General features: G+C 72.4%; 15 protein-coding genes and 1 pseudogene. 10 read left to right on the top strand and 6 right to left on the bottom strand.

The features are described 5' to 3' along the window. The first annotated feature begins 209 nt into the window (after positions 1-209). On the top strand, positions 210-1,973 hold the full coding sequence (locus tag QC385_RS33055) for an RICIN domain-containing protein (RefSeq protein ID WP_443033056.1): 1,764 nt from the start codon (positions 210-212) through the stop codon (positions 1,971-1,973). A gap of 3 nt (positions 1,974-1,976) precedes the next feature. On the opposite strand, the gene QC385_RS33050 is transcribed toward QC385_RS33055, so the two are convergent. Further along, a complete protein-coding gene (locus QC385_RS33050; RefSeq protein ID WP_279545034.1) occupies positions 1,977-3,599 on the bottom strand; it encodes a PucR family transcriptional regulator in 1,623 nt (540 codons plus the stop codon). 227 nt (positions 3,600-3,826) lie between these two features. Here QC385_RS33050 and QC385_RS33045 point away from each other — a divergent pair, with 227 nt between their 5' ends. The 5 genes from QC385_RS33045 (at position 3,827) to QC385_RS33025 (ending at position 13,390) form a co-directional block, all read left to right on the top strand. Then, positions 3,827-5,095 carry an aspartate aminotransferase family protein gene (locus tag QC385_RS33045; RefSeq protein ID WP_279545033.1) on the top strand — a complete coding sequence of 423 codons (1,269 nt, stop codon included), beginning with the start codon at positions 3,827-3,829 and terminating at the stop codon, positions 5,093-5,095. Continuing rightward, positions 5,092-7,968 (top strand): FAD-binding and (Fe-S)-binding domain-containing protein, encoded by a 2,877-nt coding sequence (locus tag QC385_RS33040; protein WP_279545032.1) that lies wholly within the window; start codon positions 5,092-5,094, stop codon positions 7,966-7,968. Before QC385_RS33045 ends, QC385_RS33040 begins: the two co-directional genes overlap by 4 nt. Beyond that, the gene (locus QC385_RS33035) at positions 7,965-9,404 is read left to right on the top strand and encodes an NAD-dependent succinate-semialdehyde dehydrogenase (RefSeq protein ID WP_279545031.1); all 1,440 of its coding nucleotides are present in this window, start codon (positions 7,965-7,967) and stop codon (positions 9,402-9,404) included. The genes QC385_RS33040 and QC385_RS33035 overlap by 4 nt, the downstream gene beginning before the upstream one ends. A gap of 234 nt (positions 9,405-9,638) precedes the next feature. After that, positions 9,639-11,300: a membrane dipeptidase gene (locus QC385_RS33030; protein WP_279545030.1), complete on the top strand. Its 1,662-nt coding sequence runs from the start codon at positions 9,639-9,641 to the stop codon at positions 11,298-11,300. A 110-nt stretch (positions 11,301-11,410) separates the two neighbouring features. Then, positions 11,411-13,390 (top strand): heavy metal translocating P-type ATPase, encoded by a 1,980-nt coding sequence (locus tag QC385_RS33025; RefSeq protein WP_279545029.1) that lies wholly within the window; start codon positions 11,411-11,413, stop codon positions 13,388-13,390. Between the two features lie 9 nt (positions 13,391-13,399). Here QC385_RS33025 and QC385_RS33020 read toward each other — a convergent pair whose 3' ends face one another. The 4 genes from QC385_RS33020 to QC385_RS33005 all read right to left on the bottom strand — a co-directional run bounded on the left by QC385_RS33020 (position 13,400) and on the right by QC385_RS33005 (position 19,985). Continuing rightward, the gene (locus QC385_RS33020) at positions 13,400-14,467 is read right to left on the bottom strand and encodes a LacI family DNA-binding transcriptional regulator (protein ID WP_279545028.1); all 1,068 of its coding nucleotides are present in this window, start codon (positions 14,465-14,467) and stop codon (positions 13,400-13,402) included. 88 nt (positions 14,468-14,555) lie between these two features. Next, the gene (locus QC385_RS33015; RefSeq protein ID WP_279545098.1) at positions 14,556-16,976 is read right to left on the bottom strand and encodes a beta-galactosidase; all 2,421 of its coding nucleotides are present in this window, start codon (positions 16,974-16,976) and stop codon (positions 14,556-14,558) included. Beyond that, positions 16,970-18,736 (bottom strand): glycoside hydrolase family 35 protein, encoded by a 1,767-nt coding sequence (locus tag QC385_RS33010; protein ID WP_279545027.1) that lies wholly within the window; start codon positions 18,734-18,736, stop codon positions 16,970-16,972. Before QC385_RS33010 ends, QC385_RS33015 begins: the two co-directional genes overlap by 7 nt. Positions 18,737-18,791: 55 nt before the next feature. Next, a complete protein-coding gene (locus QC385_RS33005; protein WP_279545026.1) occupies positions 18,792-19,985 on the bottom strand; it encodes an MFS transporter in 1,194 nt (397 codons plus the stop codon). 171 nt (positions 19,986-20,156) lie between these two features. On the opposite strand from QC385_RS33005, the gene QC385_RS33000 reads away from it, so the two are divergent. From QC385_RS33000 to QC385_RS32985, 4 genes and pseudogenes are all read left to right on the top strand, one after another. After that, the gene (locus QC385_RS33000) at positions 20,157-21,110 is read left to right on the top strand and encodes an aminoglycoside phosphotransferase family protein (RefSeq protein WP_279545025.1); all 954 of its coding nucleotides are present in this window, start codon (positions 20,157-20,159) and stop codon (positions 21,108-21,110) included. A gap of 18 nt (positions 21,111-21,128) precedes the next feature. Next, on the top strand, positions 21,129-21,794 hold the full coding sequence (locus tag QC385_RS32995) for a maltokinase N-terminal cap-like domain-containing protein (RefSeq protein ID WP_279545024.1): 666 nt from the start codon (positions 21,129-21,131) through the stop codon (positions 21,792-21,794). A 17-nt stretch (positions 21,795-21,811) separates the two neighbouring features. Then, a pseudogene (locus tag QC385_RS32990) lies at positions 21,812-22,536 on the top strand (Type 1 glutamine amidotransferase-like domain-containing protein). 161 nt (positions 22,537-22,697) lie between these two features. Continuing rightward, positions 22,698-23,099 (top strand): SseB family protein, encoded by a 402-nt coding sequence (locus tag QC385_RS32985; RefSeq protein WP_279545023.1) that lies wholly within the window; start codon positions 22,698-22,700, stop codon positions 23,097-23,099. A gap of 33 nt (positions 23,100-23,132) precedes the next feature. On the opposite strand, the gene QC385_RS32980 is transcribed toward QC385_RS32985, so the two are convergent. Beyond that, positions 23,133-23,522 carry a MarR family winged helix-turn-helix transcriptional regulator gene (locus tag QC385_RS32980; RefSeq protein ID WP_279545022.1) on the bottom strand — a complete coding sequence of 130 codons (390 nt, stop codon included), beginning with the start codon at positions 23,520-23,522 and terminating at the stop codon, positions 23,133-23,135.

Raw genomic sequence — 23,522 nt, 5'->3', positions numbered from 1 at the left:
CCGGCCCTTCCGCTGCACGCGTCTTTCATGCAATCCCCTCCCTCGACAGATGGTGCCGGAGTCTTGACTGCGGCGCGACACCGCCCACAGACTCCCCTCTGACTGCGCAGTCATACGATGACGCCGAACGTGGAGGGGCCATGCACGGAGGAAGACCGGCCAAGGCGCTGGGCAGCTTCATCGCGGCGGCCGCGCTGCTGGCCGTCCCCATGGCCACCGCGCGGGCGTACAACCCGACGGGCGGCATCATGTACCGGCTCGGGGACGAACCGTGCCTGAAGGGCAGGGGCAACTGCGCGGTCTACCCGAAGTCGGCGCAACTGCCGGGCGGACGTCTCGTCGCGTCGTTCGAGAAGGCCACCGTCGTACCGGAGACGGGCAGCGCCGACGGGGAGACGCTGCCGGTCTACAAGAGCGACGACCACGACCACGGCCCGTCCTGGCAGCCTCTGTCGGAGGTCAGGGCTCCCGCGTACCTCTCCCGCGATCCCAAGTACGCGAAGTACACGAGCAACTGGACCAATCCGTACCTCTACGTGCTCCCCCAGACGGTCGGGAAGCTGAAGAAGGGCACGCTGCCGCTCGCGAGCGTCGTGTCCGGCGACGACCGGTACTACCGGGAGCACAAGGCGGACGACCCGGACTGGACGCCGTCCAACGACGGCGACCGCGAGGACCTGGCGATCGCGCTGTACTCCAGCACGGACGAGGGCAGGTCGTGGAAGGTCGTCAACGTCGTCGCGACCGGCGGATGGCAGGGCGGCAGCGCGGGCGCGGTCGGCCGGAACGTCGCCGCCGCGAACACCCACCGGCAGGTGGACCCCCTCTGGGAGCCGTATCTGATGGCCCACAAGGGCCGGCTCGTCTGCTACTACTCCGACGAGAACGACTACCTCGGCTTTGACCCCGACACCGGCGTGCCCGTACCGGATCCCGCGAACGACACCGCGCCGGACTCGCACGGCCAGATCCTCGTGCACAGGACGTGGGACGGACGCGCCGCCGGGTGGAGCGAGCCCGTCGTGGACGTCGCGGGACACACCCAGGACATGGGCGGCGGCAAGACGGAGATCGGCGGCGGGCGCCCGGGCATGACGAACGTGGTGCGGACCTCGGACGGCAAGTGGCTGCTCACCTTCGAACACTGGGGCGGCGGAGCCAACACGAGATACGTGCTGGCCGACGACCAGCTGACGTTCCACCGCGGGTCTCCCACCGGAGAGGGCGTCACCTCCCTGCCGGTCGACACCGGCTCCCGCCCCCTCGCCACCTGCGGCAGCCCGGTCGTCATCCGGCTCCCCGACGGGCGCCTGGTCTACAACGCGGCCGGCAGCGGCAACGTCTGGGTCAACGACAGCGGCCGCGGCGACGGGGTGTGGAAGGAGTACCAGACGACCTCACGGGCCGGCTACAGCCGCAATCTCCAGTACGTCGCCGGCACCGGCCGCATCGTGATCCTCAACAACCAGGACACGTCGGTGATCGCCCACGCCGAGGTCGACCTCGGCCACTCGGACGGCGCCTACCACCGGCTCGTCAACCGCCGGACCGGCCAGGTCATCGGCACCGGCGGCAGGACCAACGACGCGAACATCGGCAACGGTGACGTCCCCGACGTCCGCCTGGAGGACGCCGGCGCGGCCACGGACGAGGACACCCAGTACTGGCACGTGGTGACCCGGCCCCGGGGCGGTACGACCCTGCTGAACAAGTCGGGCGGCCGGGCGGCGGCGATCTGGACCGGGACCGCCTCCGCCGGGCAGCGCATCGGCCAGTGGGTCGACGACAACGCCACCGGCACCTGGAACGTCATCAGCACCGGCGACGGCTACTACAGGTTCCAGGCGGCGAAGAACCCCGGCCTCTACCTGACCGGTGCGTCCCGAGGGGCGCCGCTGACCCTCCAGAACGAGGCCGCCGACGGCTCGCAGGAGTGGCGGCTGGTCCGGCAGGCGGGACCCCGGCCCCACTGATGCTCAGCCGTCGCGCAGTACGCGCAACGCCGTGAGCGCCACGTGGAGTTCGGTGCGCCGTTCGCCGGATTCGAGGTCGGTGTCGAGGAGGCGTTCGATGGTGCGCAGACGCTGGTACATGGTCTCCCGGGACAGGCCGCCGCGGCGGGCCGCGGTGGTCTTGTTGCCGGCGGCGTCCAGGTAGTGGCCGAGCGTCGTCATCAGGTCGGTGCCGTGCCGGCTGTCGTGGTCGATGAGCCGGCCGAGCCGCCGCTCGGTGTAGTCCTGGATCCGGGTGTCCTCGCGCAGGGCGTACAGCAGGCGGCGCAGGTCGATGTCCGGCAGCTCGTGGAAGGAGCGGTCCGGGGGAAGGGGCTGGCCGGGCGGGGTGGCCTCTATGACGCGGGCCGCCTCCCGGAAGGAACGGGTGATGTCGGCGAGGTCCGCCACCTCCGAGCCGGCACTCACGAGCGCCTCCGGGGACAGCCCCAGCGCCGTGCGGCTCAGGCGCTCGGCCACCGGACGCCAGGGCTGGGCGGCGCGCAGGGCCGGCAGGACACCGAGGCGGCCGGGCGAGATCTCCCCGACGAGCGCCGGGACCCCCGCCGACCTGAGCTCCCGGTGCAGCCGGGACTCCGGCTCGGTCCCCGACACACCAGGGCCCAGGTCGACGAGGAGCGCCACGTATCGGCTGTCCTCGGTGGGCAGGCCCAGCGCGGCGCAGCGGGCACGGGCGTCCGCGGGGGAGTGGTGGCGCTGTTCCGCCAGTTCCCGCAGGGCGTTGCGGTGGGCCGTGTGTTCCCACGGAGTGGCGTGGATGAGGCGGGCGACGGTCAGCGCCATCGCCGTCCTCTCCAGGACGGTGACGTGCTCCGGCCCGAAGACCGGCCCGTCGTCGTGAGCCCGGAGCATGGCCAGCCGGCCCCAGCGTTCGCCCTGGTAGGAGACCGGCGCGGTCAGCCACCCCTCCGGACCGCCCACCTCCGTGTGGTCGCGCGGCTCGGTGGCCCGGGAGCGCTGCTCCCAGCCGGTGAGCGCTTCCCCCACCGTGCTCCCCGACGGCTCGCAGATCAGTGCCTGGTGCGCCAGGTTCTCCAGGACGACCGTGCGGCCGCTCATCTCCGCCGCCGCGCGCACCACGTCCTCCGGCCCGGCCCCGCGCAGCGTCAGCGCGGTGAACGCCTCGTGGATCCGCTGGGTCCGGCGCATCGCCTCGGCCTGGTTGCCGAGGATGAGCGCGTGGACGACCTGGGTGACCTCCAGGAAGTTGACGTCCCGGGCGAGGGTGACCAGCGGGAGCCCCCGGGCGCGGCAGGCCTGGACGAGGGCGTCGGGCGGGCGGTGGTAGCGCCGTACCAGCTCGATGACCAGGGCGGCCGCTCCCACGTCGGTGAGTTCGTCGACGTAGCGGCGGACCCCCGCGGCGTCCTCGGGCAGGGGCATGCCCGTCGTCAGGACCAGCTCCCCGCCCTTGAGGAAGGACGCCGGATCCGTCAGCTCGGTGATGTGCACCCAGCGCACCGGCCGGTCCAGATACGGCAGCCCGGTGACGACCTGGGGCTGTCCGGCGGCCAGGACGGGCAGGGCCAGCACGTCGGCGACGGTCGGCGCGCGACCGGCCGGGGCCTTCGGGTCGTTCTCGTTCACGGTGACTCCCTGCTCGCCCGGTCACTCTGACAAGCGGCACTGACCTGCGCAAGAGCTGTCCACGGCAGGGGCAGGCGGGACGCGGGGGGTTCGGAGGTTGACACAACGTCCGAACAACGCGTTCCGGCTGGACAGATCACGCGTTGTCGCCCCACGCGGGGGCTCGGATGCTCGGTTACCGGAGCTGAGCCAAGCAACCACCCCTCGACGTACGGCCGGGAGACACCATGACCGCACTGTCACCGCACCTTCGCCAGGCCACACCCGTGCTGGCGGCCCGGGGCGAGGGCGTCCACCTCTACGGTGAGGACGGCCGCCGTTACCTGGACTTCACCGCCGGCATCGGCGTCACCAGCACCGGGCACTGCCACCCCAAGGTCGTGGCGGCGGCGCAGGAGCAGGTGGGGACGCTGATCCACGGCCAGTACACCACCGTCATGCACCAGCCGCTGCGCCGCCTCGTCGACAAGCTGGGCGAGGTGCTGCCGGCCGGCCTCGACAGCCTGTTCTTCACCAACTCGGGCAGTGAGGCCGTCGAGGCGGCACTGCGGCTGGCCCGCCAGGCCACCGGCCGCCCCAACGTCCTGGTCTGCCACGGCGGCTTCCACGGCCGTACCGTCGCCGCCGCCTCCATGACCACCTCCGGCATCCGCTTCCGGTCCGGTTTCTCCCCGCTGATGAGCGGCGTGGTCGTCACCCCGTTCCCGACGCCCTTCCGGTACGGCTGGGACGAGGAGACCGCCACCCGTTTCGCCCTCAAGGAGCTCGACTACACGCTCCAGACGATCTCGTCGCCCGCCGACACGGCCGCGATCATCGTCGAGCCGGTGCTCGGCGAGGGCGGCTACGTGCCCGCGAACCGCGCCTTCATCGAGGGGCTGCGCGAGCGGGCGGACCGGCACGGCTTCCTGCTGATCTTCGACGAGGTGCAGACCGGCGTCGGCCGCACCGGGCGCTTCTGGGGACACGACCACTTCGGCGTCACCCCGGACATCCTCGTCACCGCCAAGGGCCTGGCCAGCGGCTTCCCCCTCTCCGGCATCGCCGCGTCCGAGGAACTGATGTCCAAGGCGTGGCCCGGCTCGCAGGGCGGCACGTACGGCGCCAACGCCGTCGCCTGCGCCGCGGCCTGCGCGACCCTCGACGTCGTGCGCGACGAGAAGCTCGTCGAGAACGCCGAGGCGATGGGCAAGCGGCTGCGCCACGGCCTGGAGGCGGTGGCCGACCGGACCCCGGGCATCGGCGACGTCCGCGGCCTCGGACTCATGCTCGCCACCGAGTTCGTCACCGAGGACGGCAGCCCCGACCCCGAGACCGCCGCCCGCGTACAGCGCGCCGCCATCGACGAGGGCCTGCTCCTGCTGCTGTGCGGCGCCTGGAACCAGGTGGTCCGCATGATCCCGGCGCTCGTCATCGACGAGGCGGGCGTGGACGAGGGCCTCCAGGCCTGGGCGAACGCCGTCGAGGCCGGCACCTCGGGAGCGGCGGACCGATGACCACCGCCACCCGCGACCTGGCGGGTCTCACGGCCCGGATCGCCGAGATCGCGCCCGGTCTGCGGGTGGAGACCGGCCCGGGGGCGACGGGCCCGTATGCCTACGACGCCTCCAACTACCGTGTGCTGCCGCGGGCGGTGGCCTTCCCGCGCACCGCCGACGACGTGGTCGCGGTGCTGCGGGCCTGCCGGGAGGCGGGTGTTCCGGTCACGGCCCGGGGCGGCGGCACCAGCATGGCGGGCAACGCCGTCGGGCTCGGAGTCGTCCTGGACTTCTCCCGGTACATGAACCGGATCCTCGACATCGACGTCGAGGCACGCACCGCGCGGGTCGAGGCCGGTGTCGTCCTCGACGCGCTGCGCGGGGCGACCGCCCTGCACGGGCTCGACTTCGGACCCGACCCGTCCTCGCACAGCCGCTGCACCCTCGGCGGCATGATCGGCAACGACGCGTGCGGCAACCGGTCGGTGCGCGACGGGCGGACCAGCGGCCACGTCGAGGCCCTGGAGATCGTGACGGCCGACGGCGTGCGGGCCGTGGCCGACCACTCCGGGCTGCGTGCCGCCGAGCCGGGTGACGCGGAGGCTGTGCGGCGCGTCACCCGGCTCGAATCCGGCCTGAAGCGGCTGGTCGAGGACAATCTGGCGCTGATCCGGACCGAGCTGGGCCGGATTCCGCGTCAGGTATCCGGCTTCCAGCTGCACCACCTGCTGCCGGAGAACGGGTTCGACCTGGTCCGTGCTCTGGTGGGCACCGAAGGCACCTGTGCGGTCGTCACCGCCGCGACGGTCCGCCTGGTGGCGACCGCACAGGCCTCCACACTGCTGACGCTCGGCTACGAGGACGTGGTCGAGGCGGCCGAGGACGTGCCGGAGATCCTGCGCTGGTCGCCCAGCGCGGTGGAGGGCATGGACGAGGCGATCGTCGCCACCATGCGCGCCCGCCGTGGCCCGGACTCCGTCACCGGCCTGCCCGAGGGACGGGCCTGGCTGTACGTCGAACTCGAAGGCGACGACCAGGCAGCGGTCAACGCCCGCGCCGCCGAGCTCCTCGATGCTCTCAAGGACCGGGGGCGGATGACCGGCGGCCGGGTCGTCGAGACCCCGGCCGAGCGGCGTTCGCTGTGGCGGGTGCGCGAGGACGGAGCCGGGCTGGCCGCCCGGCTCGTGGACGGCGGGGAGTCCTGGCCCGGCTGGGAGGACGCGGCCGTCGCACCCGAGAACCTCGCCGCCTACCTGCGCGACTTCCGTAAACTGCTGGCCTCGCACGACCTGACGGGCGTGCTGTACGGGCACTTCGGCGCGGGCTGCGTCCACGTGCGCATCGACTTCGACCCGGCCACCGAGGCCGGCCGGACGGTCATGCGGCGTTTCCTGACCGAGGCGGCCGCGCTGGTGGTCGAGCACGGCGGCACCCTGTCGGGAGAGCACGGTGACGGACGCGCCCGCAGTGAGCTGCTCCAGGTCATGTACAGCCACCGCATGATCGCCGCGTTCGCCGCCTTCAAGAAGACCTTCGACCCCGAGGGACTGCTGAACCCCGGCGTGATCGTCGATCCGGCCCCGCTGGACGCCGACCTCGCGCTGCGTGAACTCCCGTTGCTGGAGACGACGTTCGGCTTCCCGCATGACGAGGACGGTTTCGCGGGCGCGGTACGCCGCTGCGTCGGTGTGGGCCGCTGCCGCAGCGACTCCGGCGGCGTGATGTGCCCGAGCTACCGGGCCACCGGCGAGGAGAACGCCTCCACCCGCGGCCGGGCCCGCATGCTCCAGGAGATGGTCCGCGGCGAGGCCGTCTCCGACGGCTGGCGCTCGACCGAGGTCAAGGACGCCCTCGATCTGTGCCTGTCCTGCAAGGCCTGCTCCAGCGACTGCCCGGTCGGCGTCGACATGGCCACCTACAAGGCGGAGTTCCTGCACCAGCACTACAAGGGCCGCCTGCGCCCCCGCTCCCACTACTCACTGGGCTGGCTGCCGCTGACCTCCGCCTTGGCCGGATACGCCGCCCGCCCGGTCAACGCGCTGCTGCGCGGACCGCTCGGCAAGCTCCTCGCCCGCCTCGGCGGCGTCACCACCAAGCGCAGGATCCCCGCCTTCGCCTCCCGGCGCGCCCTGCGCAAGACACTGCGCGCCGCCGGAACCGCACAGCGGGCGAAGGCGGTGCTCTTCGTCGACAGCTTCACCCGCGCCTTCCGTCCCGAGGTCGCCGGAGCGGCGAGCCGTGTGCTCGCCGACGCCGGTATCTCCTGCGCGCCGCAGGACGGACTGTGCTGCGGACTGACCTGGGTCAGCACCGGCCAGCTGTCCGTGGCCCGAAGGATCATGGCCCGCACGGTCGCCGCGCTCGACACCGGCGACGACCGGCCGATCATCGTGGCCGAGCCGAGCTGTGCGGCCGCGTTGAAACGCGACGTCCCCGAACTGCTCGGCACCGAGGCCGCCCAGCGCGTGGCGAGCCGTGTCCAGACCTTCACCGGGGCCCTCACCGACCTCGCCGACCAGGACTGGAGCCCCCCGCCGCTGCCCGAGAACGTCGTCCTCCAGACCCACTGCCACGAGTACGCCACCTTCAAGGGCAGCCGCCCCGCCGACCTCCTGCGCCGACTCGGCGTAGGCAGTGTCGACGAGGCCGAGGGCTGCTGCGGACTCGCAGGCAACTTCGGCTTCGAGGCAGAGCACTACGACACCTCCATGGCCGTCGCCGACCTCGCTCTCAAACCCCGCATCGACAACCTCGACGGACGCACCGTCGTCGCCGACGGCTTCAGCTGCGCCACCCAGATCGACCACCTCGCCGGCGACCGGGACATCCGTGCCCTGCACCTCGCGGAACTCCTGGACCCCGCCGCCGATCGAACAGGAGAGACATCATGACCGAGGTACTGAACCAGTTGTTCATCGGTGGCGCCTGGGTGGACGCCGCGGACGGCGCCACCATGCCCGTCGACGACCCCGCGACCGGCGAGATCCTCTGCCACGTCGCCGACGCCGGCCCGAAGGACGCCAAGCTCGCTGAGGAAGCGGCCGTTCAGGCCCAGCAGGAGTGGGCACGTACCGCACCCCGGGCCCGCAGCGAGATCCTCCGCCGAGCCCACGAGCTCATCCTCGAGCGCACGGACGAGCTCGCCCACCTGATGACGTCCGAGATGGGCAAGCCGCTCGCCGAGGCCAGGGGAGAGGTGGCGTACGCCGCCGAGTTCTTCCGCTGGTTCTCCGAGGAGGCCGTCCGCATCGACGGCGGCTACGGCACGCTGCCCGACGGACGCAACCGCATGCTGCTCTCCCGCCGCCCGGTGGGCCCGTGCCTGCTGATCACGCCGTGGAACTTCCCGCTGGCCATGGGCACCCGCAAGATCGGCCCGGCCATCGCGGCGGGCTGCACGATGATCCTCAAGCCGGCCCCGCAGACCCCGCTCTCCAGCCTGGCCCTGGCCGGGATCCTCAAGGAGGCCGGGCTCCCGGACGGTGTGCTGAACATCGTGACCACCTCCCGCGCCGGCGAGGTCTGCGAACCCCTCCTGCGCGGCGGCCGGATCCGCAAGCTGTCCTTCACCGGTTCGACGGGCGTCGGCCGCATCCTGCTCGCCCAGTGCGCCGACACCGTCGTACGGACCTCGATGGAGCTGGGCGGCAACGCGCCGTTCATCGTCTTCGACGACGCCGATCTGGACGTGGCCGTGGACGGTGCGATGGTCGCCAAGATGCGCAACATGGGCGAGGCGTGCACCGCCGCGAACCGCTTCTTCGTGCACCGGTCGGTCGCGGAGGAGTTCGGCCGGCGGCTCGCCGAGCGGATGGGCGCGCTCGTGGTGGGCCCCGGTACCCGCGACGGAGTCGATGTCGGCCCGCTGATCGACAGGACCGGACGCGGCAAGGTCGAGGAACTCGTCGCCGACGCGGTGGAGCGCGGCGCCCGGGTGCTCGTAGGCGGCCGTACGCCCGGAGGGCCGGGCTGCTTCTACCCGCCGACCGTGCTCACGGACGTCTCCCCCGAGAGCCGCCTGATGGACACGGAGATCTTCGGCCCCGTCGCGGCGATCCTCACCTTCGACGACGAGGACGAGGTCCTGCGTCGCGCCAACGACACGCCCTGGGGCCTGGTCGGTTACGTCTTCACCCAGGGTCTGGACCGCGGGCTGCGCGTCAGCGAGGGTCTGGAGGTCGGCATGGTGGGCCTCAACACCGGCCTCGTCTCCAACCCGGCCGCGCCCTTCGGCGGGGTCAAGCAGTCCGGCCTCGGCCGTGAGGGCGGCCGGGTCGGCATCGAGGAGTTCCTGGAGTACCAGTACGTCGCGGTGCCTGTGCGTTGACGGTGTCGCGCCCCCTGGTGCCGGTGGCACCAGGGGGCGCTGTGCCTAACGGCGGTGATCTGATGACCCGTCAGTAGGTCATGGGTCACGGGCTCTTGACTCGTGGCGCGGCAGTGGCCATCCTCGTCGGACCCTTGGATGAGGTCATGACAACCCGGCCCTCGGTTCCGGGCCTTCGGGGCCCCGGGCGGCCGGTACGTCGACCCCGCCACCCCCCGACCGAGGACGTGGGCCGTGATCAGTGCAGGACGCCCGTACCGCCGACGCAAGAACGTCACCGTCGTGTCGCTCCTACTGTTCGTCCTGGCCGTCGCGCTGGGCCCGACGCCCAGTTCGGCGGCCGGATCCGGCTGGTGGAACCCGACCGCACGGCCCGGGCCGGACTCCCGGATCAACGTCACGGGCGAGCCGTTCACCGGCACCGACGCCAAGGGCGAAGTGCGCGGCTTCGTCGACGCGCACGACCACATTTTCGCCAACGAGGGCTTCGGCGGTCGTCTGATCTGCGGAAAGCCGTTCTCCGAGCAGGGTGTCGCCGACGCGCTCAAGGACTGTCCCGAGCACTACCCGGACGGCTCGCTCGCGATCTTCGACTTCATCACCAACGGGGGCGACGGCAAGCACGACCCGGTGGGCTGGCCCACCTTCAAGGACTGGCCGGCCCACGACTCGCTGACCCACCAGCAGAACTACTACGCCTGGGTGGAGCGGGCCTGGCGCGGCGGCCAGCGGGTCCTGGTCAACGACCTCGTCACCAACGGCGTCATCTGCTCCGTCTACTTCTTCAAGGACCGCGGCTGCGACGAGATGACGTCCATCCGGCTCCAGGCGAAACTGACGTACGACATGCAGTCCTTCGTCGACAAGATGTACGGCGGGCCCGGCAAGGGCTGGTTCCGGATCGTCACCGACAGCGCGCAGGCCCGTGAGGTCATCGAACAGGGCAAGCTGGCGGTCGTCCTCGGCGTCGAGACCTCTGAGCCCTTCGGCTGCAAGCAGGTCCTCGACATCCCGCAGTGCAGCAGGGCCGACATCGACAAGGGCCTGGACGAGTTGTACGCGCTGGGCGTGCGCAGCATGTTCCTGTGCCACAAGTTCGACAACGCGCTGTGCGGTGTCCGCTTCGACTCGGGCACGCTCGGAACGGCCATCAACGTCGGGCAGTTCCTCTCGACGGGCACCTTCTGGAAGACGGAGACGTGCAAGGGCCCGCAGCACGACAACCCCATCGGCGACGCGACGGCGGCCGCGGCCGAGAAGAAGCTTCCGGCGGGTGTGCGGGTTCCCTCGTACAAGGCGGACGCCCAGTGCAACGTCCGAGGACTCACCGGACTCGGCGAGTACGCCGTCCGCGGCATGATGCAACGCGGGATGATGCTGGAGATCGACCACATGAGCGTCAAGGCCACCGGCCGGGTGCTCGACATCTTCGAGGCCGAGTCCTACCCGGGAGTGCTCTCCTCGCACAGCTGGATGGACCTGGACTGGACCGAACGGGTCTACGGCCTCGGTGGCTTCATCGCCCAGTACATGCACGGCTCCGAGGGATTCATCGCGGAGGCGAAGCGCACGGAGGCCCTGCGCGACAAGTACGGCGTGGGCTATGGCTACGGCACCGACATGAACGGCGTCGGCGGCTGGCCGGCCCCACGGGGTGCGGACGCCCCGAACAAGGTCACCTACCCCTTCAAGAGTGTCGACGGCGGCTCCGTCATCGACCGGCAGACCACTGGGGACCGCACCTGGGACCTGAACACCGACGGCGCCGCCCACTACGGCCTGGTCCCGGACTGGATCGAGGACATCCGCCGGGTCGGTGGCCAGGACGTGGTGGACGACCTGTTCCGCGGCGCCGAGTCCTACCTCGACACGTGGGGAGCCACCGAGAAGCACTAGTCCCGGAGCGATCCCCAACGGCTGAGTCGGGTCATCGATGAAGACATGAATCAGTCTTCATGTGTTCCTGTATGGTGGGGAGGCATGCCCCCGCCCGAAGGACTCTTCTGATGACCTCCACCCTCACGCCGCAGCCGGTCGACCGGGCGGAGCCCGCCCGTACCGGGGCCGCGCCCCGGCGGCGTACCCGTGTCCTGGCGCTCCCCGAGGCGCGCTGGGCCACTGCCGCCACCGTCTTCTTCCTGCTCGCGCTGCCCTTGCAGTTGACCGGCGCCCCCGCCTGGACCTGGGGCCCGCTCTACGCCCTGTCGTACGTCACGGGCGGCTGGGAGCCTGGCTGGGAAGGGCTCAAGGCGCTGAAGGAGCGCACCCTCGACGTCGACCTGCTCATGGTCGTCGCCGCCCTGGGCGCCGCTTCCATCGGGCAGGTGATGGACGGTGCCCTGCTCATCGTCATCTTCGCCACCTCCGGCGCGCTGGAGGCGCTGGCCACCGCCCGCACCGCCGACTCCGTCCGCGGCCTGCTCGATCTCGCCCCCGCCACGGCAACCCGGCTGACCCCGGAAGGCGGTGAACAGACCGTCCCCGCCGAGGAGCTGGCGGTCGGTGACACCGTCCTCGTCCGGCCCGGTGAGCGCGTCGGCGCCGACGGCCGCGTGCTGGACGGGGCGAGCGACGTGGACCAGGCGACCATCACCGGCGAGCCGCTCCCCGCGGCGAAGGAGCCGGGCGACGAGGTCTTCGCGGGCACCCTCAACGGCACCGGCGCCCTGCGGGTCCGCGTCGAGCGCGACGCGTCCGACTCGGTGATCGCCCGGATCGTCCGGATGGTGGAGGAGGCGTCCGAGACCAAGGCGCCCACGCAGCTGTTCATCGAGAAGGTCGAACAGCGTTACTCGCTGGGCATGGTGGCCGCGACCCTGGCCGTCTTCCTGGTGCCGCTCGCCTTCGGCGAGCAGCTCACCGACGCGCTGCTGCGTGCCATGACGTTCATGATCGTGGCCTCTCCGTGCGCGGTCGTGCTGGCCACCATGCCGCCCCTGCTGTCGGCCATCGCCAACGCCGGACGGCACGGCGTGCTGGTGAAGTCGGCCGTGGTGATGGAGCGGCTCGGCCAGGTGGACGCGGTCGCACTGGACAAGACGGGCACGCTGACCGAGGGCAGCCCGCGCGTCACCGATGTCCGGCCGCTGGCCGGATCCGGCCTGGACGAAGCCGAGTTGCTGACGCTGGCGGCGGCGGCCGAGCGGCCCAGTGAGCATCCGCTGGCCCGGGCGGTCGTGGACGCGGCCCGCGAGCGCGGTCTCGACCTGCCCGGCGCCGAGGACTTCACCTCCGCGCCCGGCGTGGGAGTGACCGCCGTCGTGAACGGCCGTGGGGTCGCCGTCGGTGCTCCGGCCCGCCTGCTGGACGGCACCGGCAGCAGGGTCACCGCCGTCGCCGAGGAGCTGGAGGAGTCCGGCCGTACCGCCGTCCTGGTCCTGGTCGACGGGTCCCCCGCCGGGCTGCTCGGCATCGCCGACCGGCTGCGCCCGGACGCCGCCGCCACCGTCGCCGCGCTCACCACGCTCACCGGCACCGCCCCGACGCTCCTCACCGGCGACAACCCCCGGGCCGCCGCGCACCTCGCCGCCGAGGCCGGCATCGACGACGTGCGCGCGGGGCTGCTGCCGCAGGACAAGCTGACGGCCGTCCAGGAGATGGAGGGCGCGGGCCGCAAGGTGCTGGTCGTCGGGGACGGCGTCAACGACGCGCCCGCCCTGGCCGCCGCCCACACCGGAATCGCCATGGGCCGGGCGGGCTCCGACCTCGCCCTGGAGACCGCCGACGCCGTGATCGTGCGCGACGAACTCGCGGCGGTCCCCACCACCGTCGCCCTGTCCCGGCGTGCGCGCAGGCTGGTCGTCCAGAACCTCGTCATCGCCGGGGTGTTCATCGCCGGTCTCGTCATCTGGGACCTGGCCGGAAACCTGCCGCTGCCGCTGGGCGTCGCCGGCCACGAGGGCTCCACGGTCCTGGTCGGTCTGAACGGCCTGCGTCTGCTGCGGGAGACGGCCTGGCAGCGGGCGGCCGCCGAGGGGAACGCCTGAGGAACGCCGTCAGTTCACCGGTGGCGGGCCGCTGCTGGCACGCACCACGAGGTCCACGGGGACGAGCGTGTCGACGAGGGGCACCTCCCCGGGTCCGTCGATGCGGTCCAGCAGGAGCCGCAGGGAACGGGTACCGATCTCGGCGAAGTCGGTGCGGACGGTGGTCAGCGGCGGCAGGAGATGCGCGGCCTCGGGGATGTCGTCGTAACCGACGACGCTGACGTCCCCGGGGACGGACCGCCCGGACTCGTGCAGGGCGTGCAGCAGACCCAGCGCCATCTGGTCGTTCGAGGCGAACACCGCCGTCACCTCCGGCCGCCGGGCCAGCCGGCGGCCCAGGTCGTACCCGGAGTCGGCGCTCCAGTCCCCGGCGAGCGGGGCCGGGATGTCCGCACCGGCCGCCTGGAGCGTCGCCTGCCAGCTCGCCAGGCGGTGTTCGGCGGAGGTCCATCCCGCGGGGCCCGCGATGTGCCAGACCGTGGCGTGCCCGAGGCCGAGGAGGTGCTCGGTCGCCTTGCGGGCCCCGGTGCGGGAGTCGCCGGTGACCAGAGGCGTGCTGTCGTCGAGGGCGCTCTCCAGCACCACCAGGGGAGTCCCGACGTCGGTCTCCGCCAGGGCCAGGCCCACCCACTGCTGCGGGGCGATCGCGATCACGCCGTCCGCGCCCTCGGCCGACAGCCGGTTCACGGCCTCCACGACGGTGTCGTGGTCGGCCGTGTCGAGCGCGATGGAGCTCACCAGGTAACCGGCCTCCTGCGCCGCGGTGTTGATGGCCGTCAGGATGGAGGCGGGACCGTACCGGGCGGCGTCGAAGGAGATGACCCCCAGCATCCGGGTCCGGCCGCTGGCCAGCGAGCGCGCGCTGCGGCTGGGCCGGTAGCCGAGCGTGCGCATGGCGTCCAGGACCGCCTCGCGCGTCGCGGGGCGGACGGCCGGATGGTCGTTGAGCACCCGGGAGACGGTCTGCTTGGAGACGCCGGCCAGCCGGGCCACGTCGGCCATCACCGGCCGCGCCCCCGCGAAGTTGCGCCGGCTGCGGCCCTTCGGGACAGGGCTGTCGGTGGCGCTCGGTGTCATGACGGGTGATTCCTCGACGTCGGTTACGGCGGTCCTTGGCCCCGCCCGGCAGGAGCACAGCATAGGCCGGGCGGGGCCCGCGGGCTGCTCAGCCGGCCCGCACCGTCCACGAGCGCGTGACCACCCACTCGGCGTGCCGCACCCCGGCCGCCCGCCAGTCGTCACCCGCCTGCCCCGGCACGTGCACGGAAGCGTCCTCGGCCAGCGGCAGCACCCTCAGCCGCAGGCCACGCGCCCGTACCTCCTCCACCGGCAGCCGGTCCAGGCCGATGTCCCAGACCCGGCCCGAGTAGAACTGGTCGGCGACCACGACGTCTCCCACGTAGGCCCGGGCCAGGTCGCCCGTCCAGCGCAGCCGCAGCAGGACACCGGCAGGCGCCCGAAGCAGGTCCTCCGGTACGTCGACGCGGTACTCGGCGGCCACCGTCTCCACGTACTTGTCCGCCGGTACGCTCGCCCGCCCCTGCACGCCGTTCACCGGCTCGGGCGCCGGACCGGCGGGCCTGACCAGGGTGACGGGTACCGCGATGTCCGCGAGGGACGCGGCCTCGGTCGTGGCAGCGGTGGCTGCGAGGGGCGCCGCCTCGATCGTGCAGCGGGTGAACACGCCGTCCGCCGCCGCCCGCAGCCGTGCCCCCGCCACAACCGGGAGGGAATCCGGCGCGGGCAGCACCGCGAACGACGGCTCGGCGGCCGGGCTGTGCAGCCGGACCTCGTCACCGTCGAAGACGACCCCGTCCCCGCACAGCACCAGCCGCTCGGCTCCCCAGGCGTCACCCCGGTAGACGGTTCGGGCCGTCGCCGCGTCCAGGACCAGCAGCCCGACGCGTGAACCCTCGGCGGCGTCCACCTCGACCAGGGCGTCGGTGCCGGGCCGCACCCCGCTGACCAGGACCCGGCCGCCGACCGGCGTGACCTCCCCGGTCGGTGTCGCGAGGGACGCCACCGTGTCGGCGTCCAGGGCGAGTTCGGGCGCGATGCCGTCGGTCGCGGCCAGCACCAGGACCGTACGTCCGCCCGCTTCGACGGTGCACACCGGCTGCGCGGTCGCCCACTCCAGCCGCAGCCCGGCCACGTCCAGCCGCAGGGGCCAGCACAAGCAGGCGCCGGAGGGCACGGTGACGGGAGCGCTCGGCAGCGTCAGCGGCGGTGCGTCCGGGAAGTCGACCGTGAAGACCGTGTCCGGGTGGTCGGGCAGCGGCTCGTGCGGCTGGTGGTTGGTCACGAACAGGAAGCCCGAGGTGCCGTCGGTGCGGACGGCCCAGCGCAGCGTGTCCCGGTCGTGCTGCCCGGTCGGCAGCCGCTCGGGCAGCACGGACTCCATGGGCGCGATCCGGTGCCCGAAGTCGGCCAGCAGCAGGTGCTGGAGCCGCAGTTCGTGGTACGAGGGCCGCACCTGGCCGTACTCGCCGAGCGGGGCCTGGAAGTCGTAGGTCAGGACGGGCAGGTCGTTGGGGTAGCCGGTGGCGTGCGACTCCTGGAGGGACGTCAGCTCACCGGGTGGGTTCGTCCCGCCGTGGAACATGTAGTAGCCCTGCCACACCGAACCGCAGCCGATCTTGGTGAGCCCCAGGGCACCCACGTCGGCGGCCTCGACCCTGGGCCGCCGGTGGTAGGCCACCGCCATGCCGCCGCCCAACTCGCAAGTGGCCCAGGGGAAGCGGTCCGCCGGTACCGGTTCGGCGCCCCGCACGGTCGTGGGCCGCAGATCGGCGCCGATGCCCTCGTCGTCGCGCTCATGGGTGAAGAAGAAGTGCTTGCGGCAGGTGTCGGGCCAGCCGCCGTCCGCCTCCGTCCAGAACGCCTCCGGATAGCCGCCGAACAGCGGAAGCAGTTCCTCGCCCGGGAGCTGGACCCCGCCCCAGGCGGTCGACGTCCACAGCGGCGCGCTCAGTCCGGCCTCCTGGGCCAGCAGCTTCAGGGTGTGGAGATGGCCGGGCTGGTCGTAGAGCTCGTTCTCGATCTGGATCGCGACGATCGGGCCGCCGTGCGCCCGGTCCAGTCCGCGCAACTGCCCGGCGATCTCCGTGAACCAGGCGCGCACGGGCTCCAGATAGGCCGGATCGTCGGTGCGCGGTGTGCAGGCGCGGGCGAGCAGCCAGTCGGGCAGGCCGCCGTTGCGCACCTCGGCGTGGGACCAGGGTCCGATGCGCGGGATGAAGTCCAGACCGTGGCGGGCGCACAGTTCGGCGAAGCGACGCAGGTCGCGGTCGCCGTCGAAGCGGATCCGCCCCTCGGTCTCCTCGTGGTGGATCCAGATGACGTAGGACGCGACGGCGGTCACCCCGCCGGCCTTCATCTTCAGCAGCTCCTCCTCCCACTCCCGGGCCGGGTAGCGGGAGTAGTGGAACTCGCCGGAGACCGGGAACCAGGGGCGGCCGCCACGGGTGAGCCAGCGGCTGGTGACCCCGATCGGGTCGGGTACGCCCGGCGCGTCCGCGAAGGGCAGGTGACCGGTGAGCGGGGGAGCGGAGGGCGAGGGCACGCGCAGCCGGTGCGGGGTCACCAGGTGTTCTCCGGGCCGAGGTCGGGCGTGTCGGTGAGCTGGGCGCGGATGGCGGTGGTGCCGTGCAGCTCCAGCAGGACCAGCTCGTTGGCGCCCGGCCGCAGGACCGGCGCGGGGACGTACAGCGTGTGCTGCGGGCCGCGGTTCCAGTAGCGGCCCAGATGGAAGCCGTTGACCCAGGCCTGCCCCTTCGTCCAGCCGGGCAGGGAGAGGAAGGCGTCGGCGGGCGTGTCCACCTCGAAGGTGCCGCGGTGGAAGCCGGGCACGGTGACCGGCGTCCCGTCGCCCGGGGTGAACGGCACCGCGTCCAGGTGGTCCAGCGGCAGCGCGTGGCAGTCCCAGCCGCGCAGGACGGTGCCGTTGAAGGAGACGGGCCCGAGCAGGCCCTTCGGGGCGCCGATGCGGGGACCGTAGTTGACGCCGCCCATGTTCTCGACGAGCACCTCCAGCCTGGCGCCCGGGTGCGGGATGCGCACCGGGAGCGTCTCGTCGTGGCGCTCGCGCTCCAGGACACCGACGGGTGCGCCGTCGACGAAGACCTGGGCACGGTCGCCGACACCGCCGGCGAAGTGCAGCAGGCCGTCACCGGAGGCGGGAAGGACGGTGCGGTAGAGCGCGTAGCCGGTGTGCTGCCCGAGCTCGCCCATGGTCACCGGGTCGTCGGCGCGGACGGGAGTGGCGAGCGCGGCGGCGAGGGGAAGCAGGGGGGACCGGCCGTCCAGCTCGACGTCGACCGGTGGCAGTTTGGGCCCGGGAGCCGGGGCGGGCTCGTCGGGGACTCCGGCATGGCGGGCGATGACCTCGCGGAAGGCGTGGTACTTCGGGCCCGGGTCACCGTACTCGGTGAGCGCGGCGTCGTAGTCGTACGACGTGACGGTGGGTTCGTAGGCGTGCTTGTGGTTGGCGCCGCTGGTGAAGCCGAAGTTGGTGCCGCCGTGGAACATGTAGATGTTGACGGACGCCCCGGCGGACAGCAGCCGGTCCAGATCGGCGGCGGCGTCGGCCGCGTCCCGCACGTGGTGCGGCCCGCCCCAGTGGTCGAACCAGCCGATCCAGAACTCCGCGCAGAACAGCGGGCCTTCGCTCCGGTGCTCGCGCAGCCGCCCGAGGTTCTGCTCGACGCGGCTGCCGAAGGTGCCGGCCGTCAGCACACCCGGCAGGCTTCCGGCGGCCAGGTGCTCGGGGTCGGCCTGGTCGCAGGTGAACAGCAGCTCCTCGACGCCCCGGGAGCGGAACGCGTCCGCCAGGTGCTTCAGATACGCGCTGTCGTCGCCGTAGGCCCCGTACTCGTTCTCCACTTGCACGGCGATGACCGGGCCTCCGGCCGCGGCCAGGTACGGCCGGAGCGCCGGCAGCAGCAGGTCGAGGTAGCGGTCGACGGCGCCGGTGAAACGCGGGTCGCTGGACCGCAGCCGGATGTCCGGGTCCGACGTCAGCCAGTCGGGCAGGCCGCCGCCGTCCCACTCGGCACAGATGAACGGACCGGGACGCAGCAGCACGTGAAGCCCCTCGTCCTGGGCGAGTCGGAGGAACCGGGGCAGGTCGAGGAGGCCGTCGAGCACGAGAGGCCCGTCGGGATCGGGCTGGTGGTGGTTCCACGGGAGGTACGTCTCCACCGTGTTGAGACCCATCAGCCGTGCCTTGCGCAGCCGGTCGGACCACAGGCCGGGGTGGACACGGAAGTAGTGCAGCGCACCGGAGATGATCCGGAACGGCTCGCCGTGCAGCAGGAATCCGTCGGACGTCGTCGTCAGGGCGGGCATGAGGAGGCTTCCCTTCGGGATGCGGGTGGAAGTCAGGGGGGCGTCGATGGGCGTTTCAGTGGGAGCGGGTGACGCGGATCAGCCAGAGCGTCGCGGCCAGGCACAGCGCCGAGACACCGCACAGCAGCAGGGGCACCGCGCGGACGTCCGACCACTCGATGGCCTTGCCCAGCGCCGGACCCGCCACGACACCGCCGACCATGGGGGCGGCTATGACGAGGGCACCGGCTCTGCGGGCCCGCGGGGCGGCCCGGTTCAGCCAGGGCAGCCCGGTGGGGAAGATCGGCGCGATGAACAGACCGACACCGGCGTACGCGTACGGCGCCAGCGCCGGCACGGACGCGGCCAGCAGACACACCGTCATGCCGGCGCAGGAGACGGTGATGATCACCTGGGCGGAGAAGCGCAGCGCGAGCGGCGCGACCAGGAAGCGGCCGACGGTCATCATCAGCCAGTACACGGAGGTGGCGGTGGCGGCGACACCCGCGCCGTAGCCGACGGTCTCCAGATGCGTGGGCTCCCAGCCGCCGACACCGGCCTCGATGCCCACGTGCAGGACGTAGAGCGCGACGAAGACGGCGAGCACCGAGGCGAGGCTCCGCCGGAGTACCGCCCCACCGCTCGCCTCGTCACCGGCCGGAACGGGCGCCTCGTTCCGTACGCCCCTCAGACACAGCAGCAACGGCAGGTTGACGAGGGCGAAACCGAGAAAGACGGCCGGGTAGTGCTCGGAGCCGACCACGCCGATCAGGACGGGGCTGAGGATGGCGCCGATGCCGAAGTGGGCGTGGAGGATGTTCAGCATCGCGGTCGAACGGTGGCCGAAGCCCACGGCGAACAGCTGGTTGAGCCCGTAGTCGATGCCGCCGAAACCGAGCCCGGCGAGCAGGGCCGCCGCCAGTGCGGTGGGCCAGCCGGGCGCCAGCGCGACACCCGCCGCGCCGACCGCCATCAGCAGGTAGGAGCCGCCGAGGAGGTGCCGGTTGCCGACTCGCCCGTAGAGCCGGTCGAACAGCAGCACACCGGCCACGCCACCGACGAAGTGGGCACTGAGCCCCAGCCCGGCGGCGGACGGCGAGAGCCCGAACTCCGCACGGAAGCCGGGGATCGCGGGCCCGTACAGGGCCTGCAACGCACCCATGAGCACGAAGCCCACACAGGAGGCGATCGCGGCGGACCGGCTGAAGATTGGGGTGGAGGGAGCGGGGGAGAGGGTGGTCGCGCGCTGTGCGGCGGGCTGGTCGGTCACGCGGACTCCGGGGTACGGCCGACGGTGGAGAAGGGTGATGTTACCGGTAACATCAGACCTGCCGACACCCTTTGACGGCACGAATGGGAAGCTCCGGGCGAGTTCCCCGCCGCTGTGAGCACTCCTGTAATCGCGTGGTCGAGCCGGTGCGTTGGCTGATCTAATGCGCGCGTGGAGATCCCCAGGAGCGACGAAAAGCGTCCCGCCGCCGACCCCTGGCCCGGATACTTCGCCGACCGCGGACACCCGCGGGCCCGCCGTATCGGCGCCGGCGTCGAGGGTGTCGTCTACGGGCTGGGCGCCGGCCGGGTCGCCAAGGTGTGGACCGGCAGGCCGCCGAGCGAGCTCACCCGCCAGGTCTACGCGGACGTCGCGGCACACCGCCTGCCCTTCGCCACCCCCGAGATCCTCGACGTCCAAGAGCACCGGGGCACCGTGGTGACGTACGAACGTGAGCTGCCCGGTGTGCCGATGCGGGGCGACTCCGCACATGAGGAGTACGAGCGCGAACTGCCCGCCCGGCACAAGGACACGCTGCTCGCCGTCCTGCGCGGTCTGGCCTCGGTGCCGGGCACGGACGCGATGCGCCGGCTGACCGTCCAGGGCGACGACCGGCCCCTCTGGCAGGGCCACGACCGCTTTCAGGACGCGCTCGCGGCCCTGGTCGCCCGGGCCGCGGCCCGGCACGGCGCCGCCCTCGCCGCGCGGGTGCCCGACTTCGACGCCGGGGTCGAGCGCACGCTGAACGCGCTGCGGTCGCTGCCCGACGCCCCGGTCACCGCGATCCACGGTGATCTCGTGCCGCCCAACATCCACGTCGACCCGGCCGGTCGACCCGTCGCCGTACTCGACTTCGGCTTCTACACGGCCGCGGGCGACCCGGCCTTCGAGGCGGCCGTCACCGCCGCCGTCTGCGACATGTACGGCCCGCACGCCCAGGAGCACACCGCGGAACTCACCGAGCTCTTCGCGCGGGAGCTCGGTTACGCGCCCGCGGCCCTCACCGCCTATCAAGCCGCCTACGCCCTCACCACCTACGACCTGTTCGGCCTGGACGACCGCGACGGACACTTCCGGTGGTGTGCCGGGCAGTTGCGTCGCAACCGTGTGTTCGGGCCGGCGTAACGGAAGGAAACCTTCACCGTGGCCGTCATCCACAACACCTCGCTCCATCCGACCAAGCTGGAACTGCTCACCTCCTGGCTGCCCTCCCGCCCGTGGTACCGCGGCGGCGCGGGCGAACCGAAGCCGGCCAAGGCCGGCGGGTTCCGGCTGGACGACCCGCAGGGCGAGGTCGGGATCGAGTTCATCGTCGTCACCGACGCCTCCGGCCCTGACCCGGCCACCTACCTGGTGCCGCTCACCTACCGCGGCGCCCCGCTCGCCGGGGCGGAGCACGCCCTCGTGGGCACCATGGAGCACGGCGTGCTCGGGCGGCGCTGGGCCTACGACGGCTGCCACGACCCCGTGCTGCTCGACCGGTTGGCGGCCCTGATCGAGGGGCGGGCGCAGGCACAGGACCAGAACATCAGCGATGTCCCCGACCGGGAGGTCGTCGCGTCCCACACCGGCGAAGGCCCGATCCTCACGGACTTCGTCACCACCGACGACCAGGACGGCACCCAACTGACCACCCCGCACGGTACGACCCTCCGCCTGCACCGGGTCCTGCGACCTGCCCCGGACGGCCCGCTCCCGCCCTCCCCGGGAGTGACCGGCCAGGTCACCGGTTCCTGGCAGCTCCCGGACGGCACCCGCGCCCGAGGAGTGTTCGCCGTCCTGCACGGCGGCCCCGGGGTCAACCTCTGAGTCGGGAAGACACCGCCATGGCCGTCGAAGGCCCGCAGCGCCTCGCCCTCCTCGGCGGCGGCTTCTCCACCGACGACGACGGCCTGCTGGACGACTGGGTACTGGCCCGGGCACGCGCCTCCCGCCCCAAGGTGTGTTTCGTGCCCACGGCCAGCGAGACGCGCCGGCCTACATCGAACAGTTCCGTACGGCGTTCGGGGACCGCCCCGCCTGCGAACCCTCCGTCCTGCACCTGTTCCGCCGAGAGCTGGACGACGACGCACTGCGCTCCCACCTGCTCGCCCAGGACGTCGTCTACGTGGGCGGTGGCAACACGGCCAACCTCCTCGCGGTATGGCGAACCCACGGCGTGGACCGGCTGCTGCGGGAGGCCTACGACCACGGCACGCTGCTGTGCGGCATCAGCGCCGGCGCCAACTGCTGGGCCGAGGGCTCGCACACCGACTCCTTCGGGCCGCTGACGTGTCTCCCCGACGGCCTGGGGCTGCTGCCCGGTTCCGTCTGCCCGCATTACGACAGCGAACCGGGTCGTCGGCCCTCCTACCGCGCGGCCGTGGCAGCGGGACACCTGCCGTCGGGCTGGGCGGTGGAGGACGGGGCCGGAGTGCTCTTCACGGACGGTGTGCCGACGGAATCCGTCACCCGGGCGCGGGGGGCCGGGGTGTACCGGGTGGAACCGGCCGGGGGCGGTGGCGTGAGCGAGCGTGCGCTGCCAAGCCGGTTGCTCGGGGCCTCCCGGTAGGCGAGGCGCTCCCGAACCTCCGGCCACATCCCGCTGATCCCCCGAACCTCGGAAGATCAACAGGATTGCTTCGGGCGCGATCGGGTACGCGAGCAGGACCGCGCCCGGGGCGGATCTTGTCCCGGGCGGGCCGCACGACCGCCGCTACCAGGGAATCTGCCATGGAGACACCCGCAAACGACCCCACGCCCACGCCCGCCCAGCGGGCTCTGGACGTCCTCGCCGACAACACCGAGGACGCGGCGGCTCTGGACGCGCTCGCCAACAGCGACGTGCTCATCCCCGTGCCCGACGACGCGAACGACGCCGACACCGCCAACCCCTCGGCGGTGGCACTGCCGGTGCTGGAGCAGCCGGGCGGCGAGCCGGTGGTGCCCGTGTTCACCTCCGAGGTGGAGATGGCCGGGCTGCTGCCGTTCGTCTCCCGCTACCGCCTGGTGCCGCTCGGCGCCCTGGCCGCCCAATGGCCCGCCGACGACCTGTCGCTCACCATAGACGGCAGCTCGGAGCACCGCCTGACGCTCAATTCGGAGGGAGTGCGCACCCTGCTGGCACGCCCGTAGGACCGAGCGGGCCGGAGCCCGGGCCCGGGCGGTTTACGCGCCCAGGGTCCGGGCCAGCGCGGCCCGCTGCAGCGGCAGTACCTCCGCGTGCAGGTCACGGCCCTTGGAGGTCAGGGCCACCCACACGCCGCGCCGGTCCTCCACACACACCGAACGCGTCACCAGCCCGTCCTTCTCCAGCCGGGCGATGAGCCGGGACAGCGCGCTCTGACTGAGGTGGACCCGACCGACCAGGTTCTGGACCCGGCACTGCTCGCCCTCCTCGGGCGCCGCGGTCGCGAGGATGTCCAGGACCTCGAAATCGGACGCGCCGAGACCGTGCGGATGCAGAGCCCGGTCGATCTCGCACATCGTGCGCGCGTGCGCCGACAGGATGTCCCGCCACCGTTCCTCGAGCCGCCCACCAGCCGTTTTCGACGCCAT

The organism is Streptomyces sp. DH10 (genome assembly GCF_029813805.1).
GTDB classification, from domain to species: domain Bacteria; phylum Actinomycetota; class Actinomycetes; order Streptomycetales; family Streptomycetaceae; genus Streptomyces; species Streptomyces coeruleofuscus.
The sequence above is the reverse complement of the archived record's forward strand: the minus strand, read 5'-3'. Positions and strand labels throughout refer to the sequence as shown.